The organism is Pseudomonas azotoformans, assembly GCF_001579805.1.
Classification (GTDB): domain Bacteria; phylum Pseudomonadota; class Gammaproteobacteria; order Pseudomonadales; family Pseudomonadaceae; genus Aquipseudomonas; species Aquipseudomonas azotoformans_A.
The window spans coordinates 6768072-6786790 of record NZ_CP014546.1 but is presented as its reverse complement, the minus strand read 5'-3'; the positions used below and the strand labels follow the sequence as shown (position 1 = coordinate 6786790).

Here is an 18719-nt window from a genome sequence, read left to right as displayed (position 1 = left end):
AACGAAGTTTCACCAAAGCGCTATAAGCGTAGTGCGTGTGCAGTATTTAAATTCTAAATAAGCCTAATTGTGTGTAACTGACATGCCATTACGTTATGAACGTGTCAGTTTTATCGCCTTCTCTAATAAACGCTACACTCGCTGAGTTAATTAGTTGAGTGCACGGTTGTCGGCTCAAACAGTTATTGACCAGGAGTGTGTATGTCCCAACCGGCCCGGAAACTTCGACTCAGCGCCTTGATCGCCCTGGTGGTGGGCTCGATGATCGGCGGCGGGATTTTTTCCTTGCCGCAGAACATGGCTGCCCGCGCCGAGGTGGGGGCCGTGCTGATCGGTTGGGCAATCACCGCCGTCGGCATGTTGACCCTGGCATTCGTGTTCCAGACCTTGGCCAACCGCAAGCCCGAGCTGGATTCGGGGGTGTACGCCTACGCCAAGGCGGGTTTCGGCGACTACATGGGTTTTTCATCGGCTTGGGGCTACTGGATCAGCGCCTGGATGGGCAACGTGGGTTACTTCGTGTTGCTATTTAGTACCCTCGGCTACTTTTTTCCGGTGTTCGGCCAGGGCAACACACCGGTGGCCATCGGCTGTGCGTCCTTGTTGCTGTGGGCCGTGCATTTCCTGGTGATGCGTGGGATCAAGGAGGCGGCGTTCATCAACCAGATCACCACCGTGGCCAAGATCGTGCCGTTGCTGATGTTCATCGTGATTGCCGCCGTGGCGTTCAAGGTGGATATCTTCACCCGCGATATCTGGGGCCTGGGCAACCCGAAGATCGGCAGCGTGGTGGACCAGGTGCGCAACATGATGCTGGTCACCGTGTTTGTGTTTATTGGCATCGAAGGTGCCAGTGTCTATTCGGCGCGGGCTGAGAAACGCTCGGATGTGGGCCGCGCCACGGTGATCGGCTTCCTGGGTGTGCTGGCGTTGCTGGTGCTGGTGAACGTGCTGTCTTTGGGGATCATGAGCCAGCCGGAACTGGCGCAATTACAAAACCCGTCCCTGGCGGGTGTGCTGGAACATATCGTCGGCCCGTGGGGCGCGATGGCGATCAGCATCGGTTTGGCAGTGTCTCTGCTCGGCGCCTTATTGTCGTGGGCGCTGCTCTGCGCGGAAATCCTCTACGCCACCGCCCATGACAAGACCATGCCGGCCTTCCTGAAAAAGGAAAACGTCAATCAGGTGCCGGTCAATGCGCTGTGGCTGACCAATGTGATGATCCAGCTGTTCCTGGTGATCACGCTGTTTTCCCATAGCACCTACACCACCCTGATTTATCTGGCCTCGTCGATGATCCTGGTGCCCTACCTGTGGTCGGCCGCCTATGCGGTGCTGCTGAGCGGGCGCGGCGAGACCTACGAAGGTGCCCACGGCCAGCGTATGAAGGACCTGCTGGTCGGCCTGATTGCCCTCGGCTACGCGGTGTGGCTGCTCTACGCCGGGGGCTTGAAATACCTGCTGCTGTCGGCGCTGTTGTATGCGCCGGGCGTGATCCTGTTTGCCCTCGCCAAGCGTGAGCAGGGCCAGCCCTTGTTTACCCACATGGAAAAAGGCATTTTCAGCTGCGTGATCGCCGGCGCAGGGTTGGCGGCGTATGGCTTGTACAGCGGGGTGTTGTCGTTGTGAGACTGGCGTATCAGCCGCCCTACGATTGGGCGGCAATGGTGGGGTTTCTGTCGGCGCGGGCGATCGGCGGGATGGAGACGGTCGAAGCGAGCGTGTACCGGCGCAGTATCCGCCTCGGCGGGCAGCAGGGCTGGATCAGCGTGTCAAGGGGGGATGGCGATTGGCTCGACGTGGAGGTGGATTTTCCAGAAGCGGCGGCTTTGCCTGAGATCGAACGGCGCCTGCGCGCGATGTTTGATCTGGACGCCCAACCCCAGTTGATCAACCCGCAACTGGCGACGGACCCATTGATGGCGCAACTGGTTGCGGCGCGTCCGGGCCTGCGTGTGCCGGGCACCTGGGATGGCCTGGAACTGGCGATTCGCGCGGTGCTGGGCCAGCAAATTACTGTGGTGGCTGCGATTCGTCTGGCGGGCAAGTTGGTGACGCAATACGGTCAGCCACTGGCAACCCCACATGCCGCTATCACCCATGTGTTCCCCTCCGCCGAGGTGTTGGCAGCGGCGGACCTGGCGACGCTGGGCATGCCCAAGGCGCGTGGGCGGACCTTGTCGGGTGTGGCCCAGGCGTTGCTGGATGATCCCCGCTTGTTCGAACCCCAGGCCAGCCTCAAGGCCGGTGTGGCGCGGTTGGTGGCGTTGCCGGGCATTGGCGACTGGACCGCGCAGTACATCGCCATGCGTCAGATGCGCGAGGCGGATGCGTTTGCCTCGGGGGATATCGGGTTGATCAATGCGCTGACGGCGTTGGAAGGTGGGCCGGTGAGCCCACGCCAGTTGCTGGCGCGGGCTGAGGCTTGGCGACCGCTCAGGGCGTATGCGGCGCAGCATTTGTGGACGTCGTTGCAACGGGTGGATTGATCACCACTGGGGTCGGTGTGATCCCAATTCCCCAGCCGGCAAATCCCACTGCAACGGCGTGCCGCTGATGGTCACCGGTGGCAATAATCGATGTGCCTGACCCCAGGCTGTCTGCTCCACCAATACGCCTTGATCCGTTGGCGCTTCGGCGCGTAACGCTGGTTGCTCCGGCACTTGTCCAGCCTCCACCAACAAGCTCGCCGTTCGCGCCAATGACAACCGCGCCGCGCCACCACGCCCGGACTTCAACCGTTCGCTCAATGCTTGAATCGCACTGGCCGCCATCAAATACCCGGTGGCGTGATCCAACGCCTGCAACGGCAGCGGCACTGGTTTGTTCGACTGTTTCCAGGCCATGCCGGCGGCGGCGATTCCGCTGCTCATCTGCACCAGGCTGTCGAAACCCCGACGGTTGCGCCACGGGCCGCTCCAGCCGTAGGCGTTGAGGCTGACGTCAATCAGGCCGGGGGCGAGGGTTTGCAGTCCATCGGCGGTGTAACCCAACTGTTCCAGGGCATCGGCGCGGTAACCATGGAACAGGATGTCGGCTTCCTTGAGCAGGCCTTCGAAAACCTGTCGGCCTTCCGGGCTTTTCAGATCCAGGCGGGCGCAGCGTTTGCCCAGGGTCATTTCCGGTACTACGCCGGGTTCGTTCCAGGTGGGCGAATCGATGCGCAGCACATCAGCGCCCAGGCCTGCGAGAAAGCGGCTGGCGACGGGGCCGGCGAGCACGCGGGTCAGGTCCAATACCTTGAGGCCCGCCAGTGGCCGTGCAACCGAGCCGAGCCAGGGCTTGTCGGTGGTGGTTGCAAAGGTCTGGCGCTGCACCAGTTCCTCGGCATTCACCGCCAACCCTTGGGGGTGGGCCTGCCAGGCTTGCCAGTCACGCATCTGCGCGGCGCAACCGCCCTCATCGACAATCGCCTGTTCCAGTTCGGCGGCATTCCATTTGGCAACCTTGGCGGCCATTTCGGCCCGGTCGGTCACCTTGCCCAGCACACGCTCGGCCGCCGCGCGGTGATGGGGCGCATTGGTGTGCAGGCGAATCCAGCCATCGGCGCTGGCGTAGTCGCCGGCCACCGCGTCCCACAGCGGCGGTACTTGCCAGCCCACCGGGCGGATCGAAGAAGAAAACCAAAAGGACGCGAGGCGCCGGTCCACTGTGACGCTGGGCAGGCGTCCGGTCTGTTGTTGGATCAACTGCGCCACCGCCTGGCCCGCGGCACCGATGCTGGCGCTGGCCAGCTCAGTCACGGCGAAGGTCGAGGGCAGGGCGCCGGCTTCGGTAAAGGTCAGTGGCGTTTGTGGTAGAGCGAGTGCGGCTTGGATGGGAGTCAGCAGGTCAGTCATCAAAGGCCCTCCGTAAGAGAAGGGCCACTATAGAAGATCATCAGGCCGGTGTGACAACCCCTGGTTCCAACGGCAGGTCGATGCTGGCAACAAAACCGCCGTCGGGATGATTGGCCAGGATCAGGCTGCCGCCATGGCGTTCGGCGGCGCGACGCGCAATCGCCAGGCCCAGGCCATGGCCTTGTGCGGTCTGGCCGGGGGCGCGGTAGAAGGGTTCACCCAGCTGGCTCAAGTGTTCGGCGTCAACTCCGGGACCGTGGTCGCGCACGCTGATCAGGATCCGGTCACCCTGACGCTGGGCGTGCAGTTCAATCGGCTGGCCCTGTGGATTGAAGCGCTGGGCATTACGCAGCAGGTTATCCACCGCGCGTTCGATCATGGTCGGCCAGCCCTTCAGGTGCAGGTCGGTGTCGGCGTTCAGTTGCACCACCTGGTCCGGCGCGCCGAGCTGGGCGTCTTTTTGCAAGGTTTTGAGCAAGACGGTGAGGTCGACTTCTTCGGCGCTGGCGTTGTCGGCATCAACGCGGGCCAGTACCAGAATTTCACTGATCAAGGCTTCCAGACGGTCGCATTCGCGGGTCAGGCGCGGCCAGAGCTTTTCCCGCTCTTCGGGGCTGGCGCGTTCGGCCAACGCCAGGGCGATACGCAAACGCGCCAAGGGCGAACGCAGTTCGTGGGACACGTCGCGCAGCAACTGGCGCTGGCTGCCGATCAGGCTTTGCAGGCGGGCGCCCATGCGGTTGAAATCGGTGGCCAGCACGCCGAATTCATCGCGACGGTTGGCCAGGCGCGCCAGGCTGTTTTGCTGATAGGTGGCTTGGCCAAGGTCGTGCACCGCGCCGCGTAAACGGCTGAGGGGACGGGTGATGGACAGCGTCACCAGCAGGCTGAACAGGGTCAGCACGACCAGCGCAATCGCCAGTGCACTCAACGGCCACAGAAGGCTGCTGCGGTGCCAGGCGTCGAGTTCCGGGTGGGGGATGCGGTAGATCAGCAGGTAGGTGTCGCCGGTCTTTTCGCTGGTGTACTCGGCGGTCAGGCGGCGCCAGGGCAGGTGGCCGTCCTGGCTGTCATTCTGACGGGCTTCGAAAGCGGCGGCGCGGCGCGGGAAGGTGCCGCGCACCACCGGCTCGCCGCTTTCATTCAGCACTTGTACGTCGATGTGATACTGGCGCTTGCGTTGTTGCAGCAAATCCTGCGCCGCGTCCTCGCCCTGGGCTTCGTAGAGCTGGGTCCACTCTTCGGCCAGGTTATTGAGGCCGGGGTGACGGCTGAGAATCCAGGCATCTTGATTGAGCATGTGCCCAAGCAGGATCGACAGCCCGGCAACCAAGGCGATGGCCAGCCAGAAACTGGCCAGGATGCGCCAGAACAATGAACGCACAGGAAACCCTCAAACAGGAAAAGCCCAGTGGCGGTAGCCACTGGGCTGGGAGCGTTAACGCGGGTGCATTATTGCGCTTTTTGCGGCTGTTGCGCTTTCCAGGCCTGGAATTCCTTCCATTCGGCGCGACGCTGTTCCTGCTGCTTGACGATCTCGTCGAACTTCTTCTGCTGGTCAGGCTTGAGCACCGCACGAATGTCCGCCTGGGTTTTCTGCTTGCCGGCGGCGATTTCGTCCTGCATGGCTTTCTGGTCAGCGGCTGGCAATTTGTCCAAGTACTTCTTGGTCAGGTCTTTGCGAGCGTGCCATTGGTCGCCCATCAACTTGCCGATCTGCTGGCGCTGTTCCTTGCTCAGGTCCAGTTGGCTGAAAGGGCCGCCTTTGCCACGCGGACCGTGTTCACCGCCGTGGCCCGGGCCACCCATCATGTGGCCTTCCGGGCCGCCCATCGGGCCTGGGCCTTCAGGCATTGCCGCCATGGCAACGGTGGGCAGGGCAGCGGCGAACATCAAAGCGATAAGGGTCTTGCGCATGGTGATTCTCCTGTCTCTATTCCGGTGAGTCCGGATGTGAGTAGATTACGGAGATCAAGGTCAGCGGCGGTCAGGTGTGGGTAAAGCTTGGGTAAAGACGATTTGGATGGGCGCTGACAAAACCAGGAGCCCAGGGCTCCTGATTTCAGAGGCTGTAGTAGTAGCCCCGGCTACGCAACGCCACGATCCGTGGACGGCCATCCGGGTGTGGGCCGATTTTTTTGCGTAGGTTGCTGACGTGCATATCCAGGCTGCGATCGTAAAGGGTCAGCTTGCGGCCCAGGGCGATCTGCGCCAGTTCCTGTTTGTCCAGCGGTTCGCCGGGCTGACGCAGCAGCGCTTCCAGCAGGCGGCTTTCGGAAACGGTGAGGGCGAACTCCTGCTCGTCGATGCTGACCACGCCGCGCACCGGGCTGAAGCACAGGTCGCCCAATTCCAGCTGGGTCGACACGGCGGCCGGATGGCTGCGGCGCAATACGGCGCGCAGGCGGGCGGTCAGCTCGCGTGGGTCGCAGGGCTTGGCCAGGTAATCGTCGGCGCCCAGTTCGAGGCCGAGGATGCGGTCCAGCGGCTCGCCGCGGGCCGAGAGCATCAGCACCGGCAGTTCCGGGTGGTCGTTGCGCAATTGCTTGAGCAATTCAAGGCCGCTGCCGTCGGGCAGCATCACGTCGAGCACCACCGCAGCCGGCGCGCTGTCGGCCAAGGCTTTGCGCGCACTCAAGCCGTCATGGCAGGCGCGCACCTGAAAGCCTTCCTGGCTCAACCAACTGGTCAGCAGCTCACAGAGCTCCTGGTCATCATCTATCAGTAACAGCTCGCTCATGACTCACTCAATTTAGCCATTGTCGACGGCGACGGTGCCCCCCGCTGGCGAAGATCCCGCACAGCAGGGCGATCAGTGCGACGGCCCCACCGGTGACGAACCACTGTTGTTGCTCGGTCAGCCAGCGGGTCAAGGCGCCGCCCTGTGTATCTTTGAGTTGCTGGGCCAGGCGTTGGTTCTCTTGGCGAAGGCGACTCAATTGGGCGCTTTCGCGGGTAGCATCTGCGTTTTGCAGTTGCTTGCTCAGTTCTTCACGCTGGCGTTCGCTTTCTTTCAAACGTTGCTGCAACTCGGTGATCTGGGCGCCGGCACTCAAGGACAGGGGCGTGGAACTGCCGGTGTTCGAGGTTTCTTCAGCGTGGGCCGTAGCCCCGATCATTACCACTGCCAACAGACACAACTGACGTAAGCGCATCGGAACTCCTGATTCCACACGAATATTCAGAACGTTGTCGGCAGGGTACCGAGAATAATGAGCAATTAGGCATGCGCCGAACCGATTAGGTTCGGCGCGGCCGTTATCAAGGCAAGACTTGCTTGAACGGCTTGATCACGACGTCAGCGTAAACGCCGGCCGCCACGTAAGGATCAGCCTTCGCCCAGGCCTGGGCATCGGCCAGGGAGGCGAACTCGGCGACGATCAGGCTACCGGTGAAACCGGCATCGCCTGGGTCGTTGCTGTCTACCGCCGGGTGCGGGCCGGCCAGCACGATACGGCCTTCGGCCTGCAGCTGCTTGAGGCGCTCGACATGGGCCGGGCGTACGCTCAGGCGTTTTTCCAGCGAATTGGCCACGTCGGTGGCAATGATGGCGTAGAGCATGTCAGTCCTCGGTTTTAGGCGTGGTAGGGGCAACGTCATGCATGTGTCGCGACAGGTAGATGCCCTGGCCCACCAGGAACAACACGGTCATGGCCAGGCTGCCGAACACTTTGAAGTCGACCCAGTAATCCTGGAAGGTAAAGGCCACGAACAGGTTGGCGGCGCCGCAGAACAGGAAGAACACGATCCAGGCCACGTTCAAGCGTGTCCAAACCGGCTCCGGCAGTGTCAACGCATGGCCCATGATCCGCTTGATCAGCAGGCGGTCACCGATGAAGTGACTGCCGGTAAACACCAGCGCGAACAGCCAGTTCACCACCGGCGCTTTCCATTTGAGGAAGGTTTCGCTGTGGAAGGCCAGGGTCAGGCCGCCGAATACCAGGCAGGCAATGAGGGTCAGCCATTGGCTTTTTTCCAGCTTGCGCTGGGAGATGAAGATAGCGCCGTAGACGACGATAGAGCTGATGATCAGGACGGCGGTGGCGCTGTAGATGCCCCCGAACGACACCGGGTGACCGGCGATATCGATGACCCTGGGGTCGAGTTTGGTAACGATGAAAAACAGCAACAGCGGGATGAAGTCGATGAATTGTTTCACAGTAAGAGCCAGAAGCTGGATGTGGCGGCATAATAACAAACATCCTTGGTAGCGAAAGCGCCAGCTGACTTGAGGTTACACATCCCCGTGAATGTTGATTTGCACTGCCACAGCACGGCCTCCGACGGCGCCCTGGCGCCCGCGGTACTGGTTGCGCGTGCGTTTGAAAAAGGCGTGCGAGTCCTGGCGTTGACCGACCACGACACCCTCGAAGGCCTCGACGAAGCCCGCGAAACCGCGCATTCATTGGGCATGCAACTGGTCAACGGCGTGGAATTGTCCTGCACCTGGGGCGGCGCCACCATTCATGTGCTCGGCTACGGCTTCGATCAGCAAGCCCCGCCGTTGGTGCAGGCCATCGCCGATTTGCACGATGGCCGCTGGCTGCGGTCCGAAGAAATAAGCCGCAAGCTCAGCCTTAAAGGCATGCCGAACGCCCTCGACGGCGCCCGCGCCATCCAGCAGGAGCTGGGCGACAGCGGCAATGCACCGGCCCGGCCGCACTTTGCCGACTGGATGGTGCGTGAAGGGTTCGTCAAGGATCGCGCCGAAGCCTTCCGCAAATGGCTGGGTGCTGGCAAGTTGGGGGATGTGAAGCAACACTGGCCGACCCTGGAAGACACGGTCGGGACCCTGCGTGCCTCCGGCGCCTGGGTGAGCCTGGCGCATCCCTGGCATTACGATTTCACCCGCAGCAAGCGCCGCAAGCTGATCAGCGACTATATTGGAGCGGGCGGCCACGCGATCGAAGTGGTCAATGGGCATCAACCCGCCGAACAGGTCGGCAGCCTGGCGATCCTTGCCCGCGAATTTGGTCTGCTGGTCAGCGCCGGCAGTGATTTTCATGGCCCAGGTGGGTGGTCCGAAATCGGCGAGTATCGCCAGGTACCCGAAGACCTGCCGCTCTTGTCGGGGCGATTCAAGCATGACCCCATTATTGCCACCGTCTGAACAGGTAGAACACGTGAGTCAATTCTTCCAGATTCATCCGGAAAACCCCCAGGCGCGCCTGATCAAGCAGGCCGTCGAGATCATTCGCGCCGGCGGCGTGGTGATCTACCCGACTGATTCGTCCTACGCCATTGGTTGCCAGATCGGCGACAAGGGCGCGGTGGAGCGTGTAAGACGCCTGCGCCAGCTGGACGACAAGCACAACTTCGCGCTGATCTGCAGCGACCTGTCCCAGCTCGGCCTGTTCGCCAAGGTCGACACCGGTACTTTCCGCCTGCTCAAGGCGCACACGCCGGGGCCCTACACCTTTATTCTCAACGCCACCCGCGAAGTGCCGCGACTGCTGTTGCACCCCAAGAAGCGCACCATCGGCCTGCGGGTGCCGGAACATCCCATCGCCCTGGCGCTGCTCGAAGAGCTGGGTGAGCCTTTGATGAGTGTGTCGCTGATCATGCCGGGTGAAGATGAGCCGCTGTACGACCCCTACGAAATGCGTCAATTGCTGGAAAAACAGGTCGACCTGATCATCGACGGCGGCTACGGCGGCAACAAGGCCTCCACCGTGATCAACCTGGGCCGACGGTGAGCCCGAGGTGATTCGCGTGGGTTGCGGCGACCCGGCCCCGTTCATGGTCGAGGCCTGAATGTCAGCCGTGGAAACCGTTGATCCCCAGGCGGGCGCCCAGCAGGAACTGCCGTTTGCCATGGTGTATGGCCAGGCGGTCATGGAAATGCCGTTGGATCTGTACATTCCCCCGGACGCCCTGGAAGTCTTCCTTGAAGCGTTCGAGGGTCCGCTGGACTTGCTGCTGTACCTGATCCGTAAACAGAACATCAACATCCTCGACATTCCGGTGGCGGAAATCACCCGCCAGTACATGGGCTATGTCGAGTTGATGCAATCGGTACGTCTGGAATTGGCCGCCGAATACCTGGTGATGGCCGCCATGCTCGCCGAGATCAAGTCGCGCATGCTGCTGCCGCGTTCGGAAACGGTGGAAGCCGAAGAAGACGACCCGCGCGCCGAGCTGATCCGCCGCCTGCAAGAGTACGAACGCTTCAAGGCCGCCGCCGAAGGCATCGACGGCTTGAGCCGGGTGGGCCGCGACGTAGTAGTGCCCAAGCTCGACGCCCCCGAAGCCCGCGCACGCAAACTGCTGCCGGACGTGAGCCTGGAAGAGTTGCTGATGTCCATGGCCGAGGTGCTGCGCCGGGGCGATATGTTTGAAAGCCACCAGGTCAGTCGCGAGGCGTTGTCGACTCGCGAGCGCATGAGCGATGTGCTGGAGCGCCTGAAGGGCGGTGGTTTTGTGCCTTTTGTAGAACTGTTTACTAAAGAAGAAGGGCGCCTGGGGGTGGTGGTGACCTTTATGGCGATCCTTGAATTGGTCAAGGAGTCCTTGGTCGAGCTGGTCCAGAATGAGCCTTTTGCGGCTATCCACGTGCGGGCGCGAGCCGAATAAAGAGCTGAATCGATGAATCTGACTGAACCCCGCGAACTGGCGCCGCTGCTGGAAGCCTTCCTACTGGCCTCAGGTAAGCCGCAATCCCTGGAACGCCTGTTCGAACTCTTTGAAGAAGCCGAGCGCCCTGAGCCGTCGGTGTTTAAGAAGGCGCTGGAAATCCTGCGCAAATCCTGCGATGGCCGCGCCTTTGAATTGCGCGAAGTGGCGTCGGGTTACCGCCTGCAGATCCGTGAGAAGTTTTCCCCGTGGGTCGGCCGTTTGTGGGAAGAGCGTCCGCAACGTTATTCGCGGGCGATGCTGGAGACCATGGCGCTGATCGCCTATCGCCAGCCGATTACGCGTGGCGAGATCGAAGATGTGCGGGGCGTGGCGGTCAACAGTCATATCGTCAAGACCTTGCTGGAACGCGAGTGGATCCGCATCGTCGGCTACCGCGACGTGCCCGGCAAACCGGCGATGTTCGCCACCACCAAGGTGTTTCTCGACCATTTCAACCTGAAAAACCTCGACGATTTGCCGCCGCTGGCCGAACTGCGCGAGATGGAAGCCGAGCCGGTGCTCGATTTTGACGACGCGCCCGTCCCCGCAAGCCTGCAGGAATTGGCCGATGCCAGCGCCGAGCCGGAAGAGCCGAAGGACGAGACCAGTTTCCATACGTTGCTGCTGGAATTGGACGACATGGAGCAGGGCATCAAGACTGACTTTGATGACCTGCTGCGTGACGGTGCCGCCGAACCTGAAACTCAACCGAACGTTGAGGGTGAGCCTGAAGTCGAAGCAGAGCCAGAGCCAGAGCCAGAGCCAGAGCCGGAGGAAGACATCCTTGGCGTGGCTGAAGCGCGCGAAAAACTCCTCGCCGCCGTCGCCGCTCTCGAACAACCGCCCCTGAGCGACGAGGAGGACGAAGCCCGCGCCCTGGCAGAAGCCATCGAAGCCGAGCGTCGCCAGTTCGAAGACTGACGCAATCTGACTGTTCTTAAAAAGGATTGCCCATGAGTTCCACCAAAGACCCCTGCATCAGCCTCTGCAAATTCAACGCCGACATCTGCGTCGGCTGTGGCCGCAGCAAGCGCGAGATCCGCGCCTGGAAGAAACTCGACAAGGCCGACAAACGCACGGTCCTGGCCGAAGCCGAACTCCGATTGCTGGCCCTGGGCGCCACCGGTCGGCGGAAAAGCAAATGATTAGGGTGTTATCGACTAGTCTCTGATGCGCAACGCGCACCATGCGCGTATGATTCGCGACCCTTTGCCGAGCTATTCGGCCAAAGCCCCGCTTTCAACACTCTTCAGGCCACGCCTGAATCGACCCACCGGGAGGTGCTTAAGATGAACGACAAAGACCAGAACGACAGCCAGGAAATCGGCCCAGCAGGCGAAAAACTGCAAAAGGTGCTGGCGCGTATCGGCGTGGGCTCGCGCCGCGACGTCGAAGCCTGGATCACCCAGAAGCGCATCAAGGTCAACGGCGTCGAGGCCACCCTCGGCCAGCGCGTCGACCTGCACGATGCAATCACCATTGATGGCAAGGTCATCAAGCGTGAAGAGGCCGCCGAATCGGTGCGTCGCGTGATCATGTACAACAAGCCGGACGGCGAGATCTGCACCCGTGACGACCCGGAAGGCCGTCCGACCGTGTTCGACAAGATGCCCAAGCCCAAAGAAGGTCGTTGGATCAACATCGGACGTCTGGACATCAACACCACCGGCTTGCTGATGTTCACCACTGACGGTGAACTGGCCAACCGCCTGATGCACCCGTCCTACGAGATGGACCGCGAATACGCCGTGCGTGTACGTGGCGAAGTCGATGACGAGATGATCGAGCGCCTCAAGGCGGGCGTGGTGCTGGAAGACGGCCCGGCCAAGTTCACCGACATCAAGCAGGCGCCAGGTGGCGAAGGTTTCAACCACTGGTACCACTGCGTGGTGATGGAAGGGCGTAACCGTGAAGTGCGTCGCCTGTGGGAATCCCAGGGCCTGGTGGTCAGCCGCCTGAAGCGCGTGCGTTTCGGTCCGGTGTTCCTCAACTCCGACCTGCCGATGGGCCGCTGGCGCGAAATGAGCCAGTACGAAGTCGACATCCTCAGTGCCGAAGTCGGCCTGACACCGGTCGCGATGCCGCAGATGAACGCCAAGAGCAAAGACAAGCTTGAGCGTATGCAGCGCAAATCGTCGCGTCCTGTGGCACGTACCGAGCGTGTGGCCCGCACCCTGCGCCCGGCGCTGAATGCACCGGCAACCGGCGGTCGTATCTCCCGTGAGCCGCAGATCGAAGGTGAGCGTCGCCCAACCGCGCCATCGCGCCAGGAAGGTGAACGTGCGCCACGTGCACCGCGCCCGGCCCCGGCCGGTGGTCGCAGCAACCGGGGTGAAGCGGATCGCCCGGCCGATAACGCCAGCACCAAGCGTCCAGCCAAGCCGGCGGCGAACAAGCGCCCTGGCCCGAAACTGGTCGCGGACGAGCCGTCGGGCAAGCGCCGTGGCGCCCCGGCCGGTTCGGGTCAGCGTCCTGGTTTTGGTCGCAAGAAGCCGCAGTGATGTAAGTGCTGCACAAAAACGCCAACCCTCGGGTTGGCGTTTTTTTATGCACAGCATTTGTCAGAACGCAAAAGTCCCATCGAATACTGGCTTGTCATCCAACGCCAACACCCCACTGGCAAAGATCAGATCCAAGTGATGGCTGCCTTTCTGCCCGCCCCCCAAACCCAGGTGCAGCCCACAGTGGCGCTCCTCAAACCCGGCATTGCGCGCATACAGATCCTTCACGCCTTCATTGGTGCCAATCCCCAATTCCTCAACGCGACGGTTCGACGGGTTGGCATTCAGGTACTTGTTGAAATCATCTGCCAGCCCCGGCACCTCACTGGCCACGCTGCAGATGGTCGAGTTCTCGATCCACAGCTCCAGTGGTGACGCCAGCACGCCATATTTACGCGCAAACGGGATGGTGCTGAGAAAGGTGCCGACAAACCTCACTTGGCCATTGATGGCTTCACTGTGAGTGGCGATCTCGCCGGGGGCCAGGTCGTGGTTGCCGATGCCGTTGATATTGGTCCACTTCTTGATGCTGCTCATCGGCGCTTCCAGGCGTGAGCCGTGCTTGTCGGTAAAGCTCAGCACCGTGGCTTGCGACATGCGCCGGATCAGCGTGGCGTTGAGGTCGGCAATACGCTGGGGCTCTACACTGAAGGTGTCGTAGAAGTAGTCGCCGTAGTCCTTGAACAGCAGGGATTTTTTCCAGTGTTCGGCCATCACACCCTGCAGGGCGCGGATAAAGTTCGGGCCTTCGGCGCGAGGGTTGGGCAGGGTGGAAGAGTCGTAGAGAAACAGGTACAGGTCGCAAGCTTCGATGGCCTCGGCCAGGGTGTCGCTGGCGGCGAGGTCCAGGCGCTGCACCTGGAAGTTGAAGCGTGCGGCGCTGCTGTGGGTGATCGCCTGGGCGATGGCGTCGTAGCGCTCGGTATGGCCCAGCAGCACGGTGGGGCGACTCAGGCCATTGAGGGCCGGGTGGTGCGCGAGGTAGTAGAGAAAGTGTTCGACGGCGCGGGCCTTGTCCATGACGTGTTTCCTTCTGTGCCTTGGGTAAGGAGGCAGATGCCGTGCACAGCACCTGCCGGATGCCTGCCGATATTTAGAATGGCCACATCGCGGTGCCGAACGGCACAACGGCGTCGGCTTGCATCATTTCAACGGCGGCCTCATGGGTCGGCGCTTCAAACCAATCGTCGAGTTGCAGTTCGGTTTCCAGGTCGTTTTCCAGTGCTTGCATGGTGTATCTCCTAGAGGACGTTGTTTGAGAACGGCTTGCCAACGGGCTTCGCTGGCAAGTGGGAAGAACCTAGGAGAGAGTGTTTCAAAATGCAAAATTTTTATTGACACGGTTTCATTTGGATTTTTTGTTCTGTTTTTTGTGTTTGAATTTTTCTTTAGCAAATTCAGGGAACTACGCAGGCTAAATTGTAGGAAATTTCCGAGCGACAATTTTCCTCAAAATTACGGCTGTAACGTTAATTTTCCGTGCTGTAACGATTAATTTACGAGTAAATGGCGACATTATTGGCTGACCCGGCCCTGTAAGGATTACCTGACAGATCGTCGCACTCGTCTCTCGAGGGCGCCCCCAAGCTGGCGAGCGGTGTACAATCCGCCGCGTTTTACTGTGACCCCCTTGCGTAACCACGCAAAAGGCCAAGACCCCAGGGTTTACCCACCCTGATCACTCCGCCTGGCCACGAGCCGGACGGGTTCGATTTCGTCACAGATAAAAACAAACAGGTGACGCATGACCGTTAGAAAGACGCTGTACTCCTGGTGCTTGCGCTGGGGTTTGAGCGGCGCTGCTTGAGTCGGTAATTCAAGGCAGCAACCTGCATTCAACATCATCAAACCTTGCGTGAGAGCCTTTTCATGAGTGTTCCCCCTTCCTCTTCAGGCGAGCTGAAACGCGGCCTGAAAAACCGGCATATCCAGTTGATCGCCCTGGGTGGCGCCATCGGCACCGGCCTGTTCCTCGGCTCGGCCGGGGTGCTCAAATCCGCCGGCCCGTCGATGATCCTGGGCTATGCCATCTGCGGCTTCATTGCCTTCATGATCATGCGCCAACTCGGTGAAATGATCGTCGAAGAGCCGGTCGCCGGTTCCTTCAGCCACTTTGCCCACAAGTACTGGGGCGGTTTCGCCGGGTTCCTGTCGGGCTGGAACTGCTGGATCCTGTACATCCTCGTGGGCATGTCGGAGCTGACGGCGGTCGGCAAATATGTGCACTACTGGTGGCCGGAGATCCCGACCTGGGTCTCGGCCGCCGCCTTCTTTGTGCTGATCAACCTGATCAACCTGGCCAACGTCAAAGTCTTCGGTGAAGCCGAGTTCTGGTTTGCCATTATCAAGGTGGTGGCCATCGTCGGCATGATCGCCCTGGGCAGCTATTTGCTGGTCAGCGGCAGCGGCGGGCCACAGGCCTCGGTGACCAACCTGTGGGAGCACGGCGGTTTCTTCCCCCATGGCGTCGGCGGGTTGGTGATGGCCATGGCAATCATCATGTTCTCCTTCGGCGGCCTGGAAATGCTCGGCTTCACCGCCGCTGAAGCGGACCAGCCACGCACCGTGATCCCGAAAGCGATCAACCAGGTGATCTATCGAATCCTGATCTTCTACATCGGTGCGCTGGTCGTACTGCTGTCGCTGACGCCATGGGACAGCCTGCTCACCACCCTCAACGCCTCCGGCGACGCCTACAGCGGCAGCCCGTTCGTGCAGGTGTTCTCGATGCTGGGCAGCAACACCGCTGCGCATATCCTCAACTTCGTGGTCCTGACCGCCGCGCTGTCGGTGTACAACAGCGGCACTTACTGCAATAGCCGCATGCTGTTGGGCATGGCCGAGCAGGGCGATGCGCCCAAGGCCTTGGCGAAGATCGACAAGCGCGGCGTACCGGTACGCTCCATCCTCGCGTCGGCGGCGATCACCCTGGTGGCGGTGCTGATGAACTACCTGATCCCGCAACACGCGCTGGAACTGCTGATGTCGCTGGTAGTGGCCACGCTGGTGATCAACTGGGCGATGATCAGCTTCTCCCACTTCAAGTTCCGCCAACACATGAACCGCACCGGCCAGGTGCCGCTGTTCAAGGCGTTGTGGTACCCGTACGGCAACTATGTGTGCCTGGCGTTCGTGGTGTTTATCCTGGTGATCATGCTGATGATTCCGGGGATCCAGGTGTCGGTGTACGCGATCCCGGTGTGGGTGGCGTTTATGGCGGTGTGTTACTGGGTCAAGAACAAGCGCAGTGCCCGCGCAGCCATGGGCACAACGGGGACGGTTCTGGAGTAGGACCTTTTCTCCAACAGAAAACCCGGCGCCATGCCGGGTTTTTTGTGTGCAGGGGCAGGTTAGAATCGCCCCTCGTTTTTTCAGCGTGCCTGGAGGCCCCATGCAACACACCGACATCGACGGCGGCGCCTTGCAGCGCGATGAACTGGAAGACCTGGTCGACCAGCATGGTGGCCCCTTGCGCCTGATCGGAGTGGATTTGAGCGGCGCTGATCTGTCGCGCATGGCCTTGGATCACTGGGTGTTCGAACGCTGCATCCTGGTCCAGACCTCCTTTCTCGGTTCGCGCCTGGAAGGCACCCAGTGGAAAAGCTGCCGCGCCAGTCTCGCCATTTTCGAAGCGGCGAACCTGTTGGAAGCGCACTTCCATAGCTGCGATCTGAACAACACCCGCTGGCAGCGCAGCAAGCTGTCCCAGGCGAGCTTTGAGCACTGTAAGTTGACCGGCGCCAATTTCACCCATTGCGCCTCGCTGGGCTTGAGCTTCAGCGAAACGCGGTTGAACAGCGCCTTCTTGTCCGGGCTGTCGTTTGCCCGCACCGTGCTGAATAACCTGGATTTCTCCGACAGCGATTTGTCGGATGCCGACTTTCGCAAGGCCGAACTGATCGATTGCAGCCTGGCCCACGCTCGTATCAACGGCGCCAATTTTGCTGGCGCCGACTTGCGGGGGGCGGATTTAAGCGGGTTTCGCCTGAATGATGCCAAACTGTTCAAAGGCGCCGTGATTTCCAAAGCCCAGGCGTCGATGTTGTTGTCCGAGTTGGGCTTGTCCGTTGCTTAAGGTTTTTGATTGATGCTGGTGATTTCCAACAATGTGCAGCTGCCCGACGCCGAGATCGAGCTGACCGCCATTCGTGCCCAGGGCGCTGGTGGACAGAACGTCAACAAGGTGTCGAGTGCCGTGCACCTGCGATTTGACATCCCCGCGTCGTCGCTGCCGGAGTTCTACAAGGAGCGCTTGCTGGCGCTGCGCGACAGCCGCATCACCAGTGAAGGCGTGCTGGTGCTCAAGGCCCAGCAATACCGGACCCAGGAGCAGAACCGCGCGGATGCGTTGGAGCGTCTGGTGGAGTTGATTCTCAGCGCTACCAAGGTGGAGAAGAAACGCCGCCCGACCAAGCCGACCCTGGGCTCGAAAAAGCGCCGTCTCGAATCCAAGACCAAGCGCGGCAGCATCAAGGCCGGGCGCGGCAAGGTCGACTTTTAGTCGTCACGCGCCTCGCGGGCCTTGGGTGCCTGACGGTACAGGTACAGGCTCAGCAGCAAACCACCCAGGGCTGCAAGGGCGGCGAAGAGGAAGATCGACGCAAAGCCGAAGCCGGCTGCCACGGCCCCGGCGAGCGGTCCGGTGATGCCCAGCGACAGGTCGATAAACAGTGAGTAGGCGCCCACCGCCGAGCCGCGGCTGGATGCTGGCACCAGGTTGACGGCCTCCACCCCGAGCGCCGGGAACACCAGGGAAAAGCCAAAGCCGCTCAACGCCGCGCCAGCCAGGGCCAGGTTGGCGTCCGGCGCCAGCCACAGCAACAGCAAACCGAGGATCTCCACCGACAAGCAGGCAATTGCCACGCGAAAGCCGCCGATCCGGTTGATCAGGTTGCCGAACAACAACCGTGCGCCGATAAAGCTGGCGCCGAACAGGCTCAGGGCCCACACCGCGTTATCCCAGTGCTGGGTGGTGTAATACAAGGTGATGAAGGTGGCGATGGTGCCAAAGCCGATGGAACCCAGCGCCAAGGCACAGCCATGGGGCAATACGCGGCCCAGCACATTCATGAAGGGCAGGCGCACGCCGGCAACGATTGGTGCAGCGACTTTGTTCCAGGCCAGCAGCAGGCCGACGATGGCCAGCAAGATAATGCTGACGCCCATGCTCCACAGCCCGAAATTTCTTACCAGCAACACGCCCAGTGGCGCGCCGACGGCCAGCGCGCCGTAGCTGGCGATGCCGTTCCAGGAAATCACCTTGGCGGTGTTCTGCGCACCGACCCGTCCGATGCCCCAGCCGATCGCGCCCGAACCTACCAGGCTTTCCGCGCTGCCAAGGACCAGGCGGCCAATCAACAGGCTGCCCAGGCTCAAGGCCGGCAGGCTGGAAAACCACGCCGCAAGCAGCATGAACACACCGCTCAGGCCGCAGCCAGCCAGGCCGATCAGCACGGCGCGCTTGCTGCCCAGGTTGTCGATGATTTTGCCCGCATACGGGCGGCTGAGCAGGGTAGCCAGGTATTGCACGCTGATCACCAGGCCGGCAACCACCGCGCCGTAACCCAGCTCACTGTGGACATAGCCCGGCAACACGGCCAAGGGAATGCCGATATTCAGGTAGCCAATGAAGGTGAACAACACGATGGAAACAACTTGCAGCGTGACCGCCATGGGGCGCTGGGTATCGGGCATGGGAAAGGTCCACTGTCGCGGCAGGTAAAGATAGGCTGCTAATGATACCGGTGGTTTGGCTTGCGCAGGG

The 18719-nt window shown here is 61.3% G+C and carries 20 protein-coding genes and 1 pseudogene; 11 read left to right on the top strand and 10 right to left on the bottom strand.

Features of this window, described 5'->3' with window-relative positions; genetic code table 11:
* Positions 1 to 201 precede the first annotated feature (201 nt).
* Together arcD and AYR47_RS31275 are read left to right on the top strand one after the other, a co-directional pair.
* Entirely contained in the window at positions 202 to 1629 is a 1428-nt protein-coding gene (gene arcD, locus AYR47_RS31280; protein WP_061449351.1) for an arginine-ornithine antiporter, read from the top strand.
* Entirely contained in the window at positions 1626 to 2489 is an 864-nt protein-coding gene (locus AYR47_RS31275; protein ID WP_033896352.1) for a DNA-3-methyladenine glycosylase family protein, read from the top strand. Before arcD ends, AYR47_RS31275 begins: the two co-directional genes overlap by 4 nt.
* Here the strand turns inward: AYR47_RS31275 and AYR47_RS31270 are convergent, their stop codons facing one another.
* The 7 genes from AYR47_RS31270 to AYR47_RS31240 form a co-directional block, all read right to left on the bottom strand.
* Positions 2490 to 3839, bottom strand: coding sequence for a CoA transferase (locus tag AYR47_RS31270; protein WP_061449350.1), 1350 nt, complete (start codon positions 3837 to 3839; stop codon positions 2490 to 2492).
* A 40-nt stretch (positions 3840 to 3879) separates the two neighbouring features.
* Positions 3880 to 5223 carry a sensor histidine kinase gene (locus AYR47_RS31265; protein ID WP_061449349.1) on the bottom strand — a complete coding sequence of 448 codons (1344 nt, stop codon included), beginning with the start codon at positions 5221 to 5223 and terminating at the stop codon, positions 3880 to 3882.
* Between the two features lie 68 nt (positions 5224 to 5291).
* On the bottom strand, positions 5292 to 5756 hold the full coding sequence (locus AYR47_RS31260) for an LTXXQ domain-containing protein (protein ID WP_016975427.1): 465 nt from the start codon (positions 5754 to 5756) through the stop codon (positions 5292 to 5294).
* 145 nt (positions 5757 to 5901) lie between these two features.
* Entirely contained in the window at positions 5902 to 6579 is a 678-nt protein-coding gene (locus tag AYR47_RS31255) for a response regulator transcription factor (protein WP_003193803.1), read from the bottom strand.
* 7 nt (positions 6580 to 6586) lie between these two features.
* Positions 6587 to 6994: a hypothetical protein gene (locus AYR47_RS31250; protein WP_061449348.1), complete on the bottom strand. Its 408-nt coding sequence runs from the start codon at positions 6992 to 6994 to the stop codon at positions 6587 to 6589.
* A 106-nt stretch (positions 6995 to 7100) separates the two neighbouring features.
* Positions 7101 to 7400: a YciI family protein gene (locus AYR47_RS31245; protein WP_015885584.1), complete on the bottom strand. Its 300-nt coding sequence runs from the start codon at positions 7398 to 7400 to the stop codon at positions 7101 to 7103.
* 1 nt (position 7401) lies between these two features.
* Positions 7402 to 7998, bottom strand: a complete 597-nt coding sequence (locus tag AYR47_RS31240; RefSeq protein ID WP_033896348.1) for a septation protein A — start codon at positions 7996 to 7998, stop codon at positions 7402 to 7404.
* An 87-nt stretch (positions 7999 to 8085) separates the two neighbouring features.
* Here AYR47_RS31240 and AYR47_RS31235 point away from each other — a divergent pair, with 87 nt between their 5' ends.
* From AYR47_RS31235 to rluB, 6 genes and pseudogenes are all read left to right on the top strand, one after another.
* On the top strand, positions 8086 to 8949 hold the full coding sequence (locus AYR47_RS31235) for a PHP domain-containing protein (protein WP_061449347.1): 864 nt from the start codon (positions 8086 to 8088) through the stop codon (positions 8947 to 8949).
* A 13-nt stretch (positions 8950 to 8962) separates the two neighbouring features.
* A pseudogene (locus AYR47_RS31230) lies at positions 8963 to 9593 on the top strand (L-threonylcarbamoyladenylate synthase).
* 120 nt (positions 9594 to 9713) lie between these two features.
* Positions 9714 to 10412, top strand: coding sequence for a segregation and condensation protein A (locus AYR47_RS31225; protein ID WP_177053511.1), 699 nt, complete (start codon positions 9714 to 9716; stop codon positions 10410 to 10412).
* A 12-nt stretch (positions 10413 to 10424) separates the two neighbouring features.
* Positions 10425 to 11375: an SMC-Scp complex subunit ScpB gene (gene scpB, locus AYR47_RS31220; protein WP_061449346.1), complete on the top strand. Its 951-nt coding sequence runs from the start codon at positions 10425 to 10427 to the stop codon at positions 11373 to 11375.
* 32 nt (positions 11376 to 11407) lie between these two features.
* Positions 11408 to 11599, top strand: coding sequence for a DUF1289 domain-containing protein (locus AYR47_RS31215; protein ID WP_033896343.1), 192 nt, complete (start codon positions 11408 to 11410; stop codon positions 11597 to 11599).
* Between the two features lie 144 nt (positions 11600 to 11743).
* Positions 11744 to 12955 (top strand): 23S rRNA pseudouridine(2605) synthase RluB, encoded by a 1212-nt coding sequence (gene rluB, locus AYR47_RS31210; protein WP_010208149.1) that lies wholly within the window; start codon positions 11744 to 11746, stop codon positions 12953 to 12955.
* A gap of 60 nt (positions 12956 to 13015) precedes the next feature.
* On the opposite strand, the gene AYR47_RS31205 is transcribed toward rluB, so the two are convergent.
* Together AYR47_RS31205 and AYR47_RS32775 are read right to left on the bottom strand one after the other, a co-directional pair.
* Positions 13016 to 13975 (bottom strand): hypothetical protein, encoded by a 960-nt coding sequence (locus tag AYR47_RS31205; protein ID WP_061449345.1) that lies wholly within the window; start codon positions 13973 to 13975, stop codon positions 13016 to 13018.
* 73 nt (positions 13976 to 14048) lie between these two features.
* Positions 14049 to 14186 (bottom strand): hypothetical protein, encoded by a 138-nt coding sequence (locus AYR47_RS32775; protein WP_003175756.1) that lies wholly within the window; start codon positions 14184 to 14186, stop codon positions 14049 to 14051.
* Positions 14187 to 14824: 638 nt separating this feature from the next.
* Between AYR47_RS32775 and AYR47_RS31195 the strand changes: the two genes are divergently transcribed.
* The 3 genes from AYR47_RS31195 to arfB all read left to right on the top strand — a co-directional run bounded on the left by AYR47_RS31195 (position 14825) and on the right by arfB (position 17456).
* Complete coding sequence (locus tag AYR47_RS31195; RefSeq protein ID WP_033896340.1) at positions 14825 to 16246, top strand: amino acid permease; 1422 nt, start codon at positions 14825 to 14827, stop codon at positions 16244 to 16246.
* A 100-nt stretch (positions 16247 to 16346) separates the two neighbouring features.
* The gene (locus tag AYR47_RS31190; protein WP_033896339.1) at positions 16347 to 17030 is read left to right on the top strand and encodes a pentapeptide repeat-containing protein; all 684 of its coding nucleotides are present in this window, start codon (positions 16347 to 16349) and stop codon (positions 17028 to 17030) included.
* Positions 17031 to 17042: 12 nt separating this feature from the next.
* A complete protein-coding gene (gene arfB / locus AYR47_RS31185; RefSeq protein WP_017737978.1) occupies positions 17043 to 17456 on the top strand; it encodes an alternative ribosome rescue aminoacyl-tRNA hydrolase ArfB in 414 nt (137 codons plus the stop codon).
* Here the strand turns inward: arfB and AYR47_RS31180 are convergent.
* On the bottom strand, positions 17453 to 18649 hold the full coding sequence (locus AYR47_RS31180) for an MFS transporter (protein WP_061449343.1): 1197 nt from the start codon (positions 18647 to 18649) through the stop codon (positions 17453 to 17455). The two genes, arfB and AYR47_RS31180, sit on opposite strands and share 4 nt — an antisense overlap.
* Between the last annotated feature and the right edge of the window lie 70 nt (positions 18650 to 18719).

What these genes read in the sequence shown, in the direction of transcription:
- arcD (WP_061449351.1), top strand. Translation starts at nt 202, where the DNA reads ATGTCCCAACCGGCCCGGAAACTTCGACTCAGCGCCTTGATCGCCCTG.
- AYR47_RS31270 (WP_061449350.1), bottom strand. Translation starts at nt 3,839, where the DNA reads ATGACTGACCTGCTGACTCCCATCCAAGCCGCACTCGCTCTACCACAA.
- AYR47_RS31260 (WP_016975427.1), bottom strand. Translation starts at nt 5,756, where the DNA reads ATGCGCAAGACCCTTATCGCTTTGATGTTCGCCGCTGCCCTGCCCACC.
- AYR47_RS31255 (WP_003193803.1), bottom strand. Translation starts at nt 6,579, where the DNA reads ATGAGCGAGCTGTTACTGATAGATGATGACCAGGAGCTCTGTGAGCTG.
- AYR47_RS31250 (WP_061449348.1), bottom strand. Translation starts at nt 6,994, where the DNA reads ATGCGCTTACGTCAGTTGTGTCTGTTGGCAGTGGTAATGATCGGGGCT.
- AYR47_RS31245 (WP_015885584.1), bottom strand. Translation starts at nt 7,400, where the DNA reads ATGCTCTACGCCATCATTGCCACCGACGTGGCCAATTCGCTGGAAAAA.
- scpB (WP_061449346.1), top strand. Translation starts at nt 10,425, where the DNA reads ATGAATCTGACTGAACCCCGCGAACTGGCGCCGCTGCTGGAAGCCTTC.
- AYR47_RS31215 (WP_033896343.1), top strand. Translation starts at nt 11,408, where the DNA reads ATGAGTTCCACCAAAGACCCCTGCATCAGCCTCTGCAAATTCAACGCC.
- rluB (WP_010208149.1), top strand. Translation starts at nt 11,744, where the DNA reads ATGAACGACAAAGACCAGAACGACAGCCAGGAAATCGGCCCAGCAGGC.
- AYR47_RS31205 (WP_061449345.1), bottom strand. Translation starts at nt 13,975, where the DNA reads ATGGACAAGGCCCGCGCCGTCGAACACTTTCTCTACTACCTCGCGCAC.
- AYR47_RS32775 (WP_003175756.1), bottom strand. Translation starts at nt 14,186, where the DNA reads ATGCAAGCACTGGAAAACGACCTGGAAACCGAACTGCAACTCGACGAT.
- AYR47_RS31195 (WP_033896340.1), top strand. Translation starts at nt 14,825, where the DNA reads ATGAGTGTTCCCCCTTCCTCTTCAGGCGAGCTGAAACGCGGCCTGAAA.
- AYR47_RS31190 (WP_033896339.1), top strand. Translation starts at nt 16,347, where the DNA reads ATGCAACACACCGACATCGACGGCGGCGCCTTGCAGCGCGATGAACTG.
- arfB (WP_017737978.1), top strand. Translation starts at nt 17,043, where the DNA reads ATGCTGGTGATTTCCAACAATGTGCAGCTGCCCGACGCCGAGATCGAG.
- AYR47_RS31180 (WP_061449343.1), bottom strand. Translation starts at nt 18,649, where the DNA reads ATGCCCGATACCCAGCGCCCCATGGCGGTCACGCTGCAAGTTGTTTCC.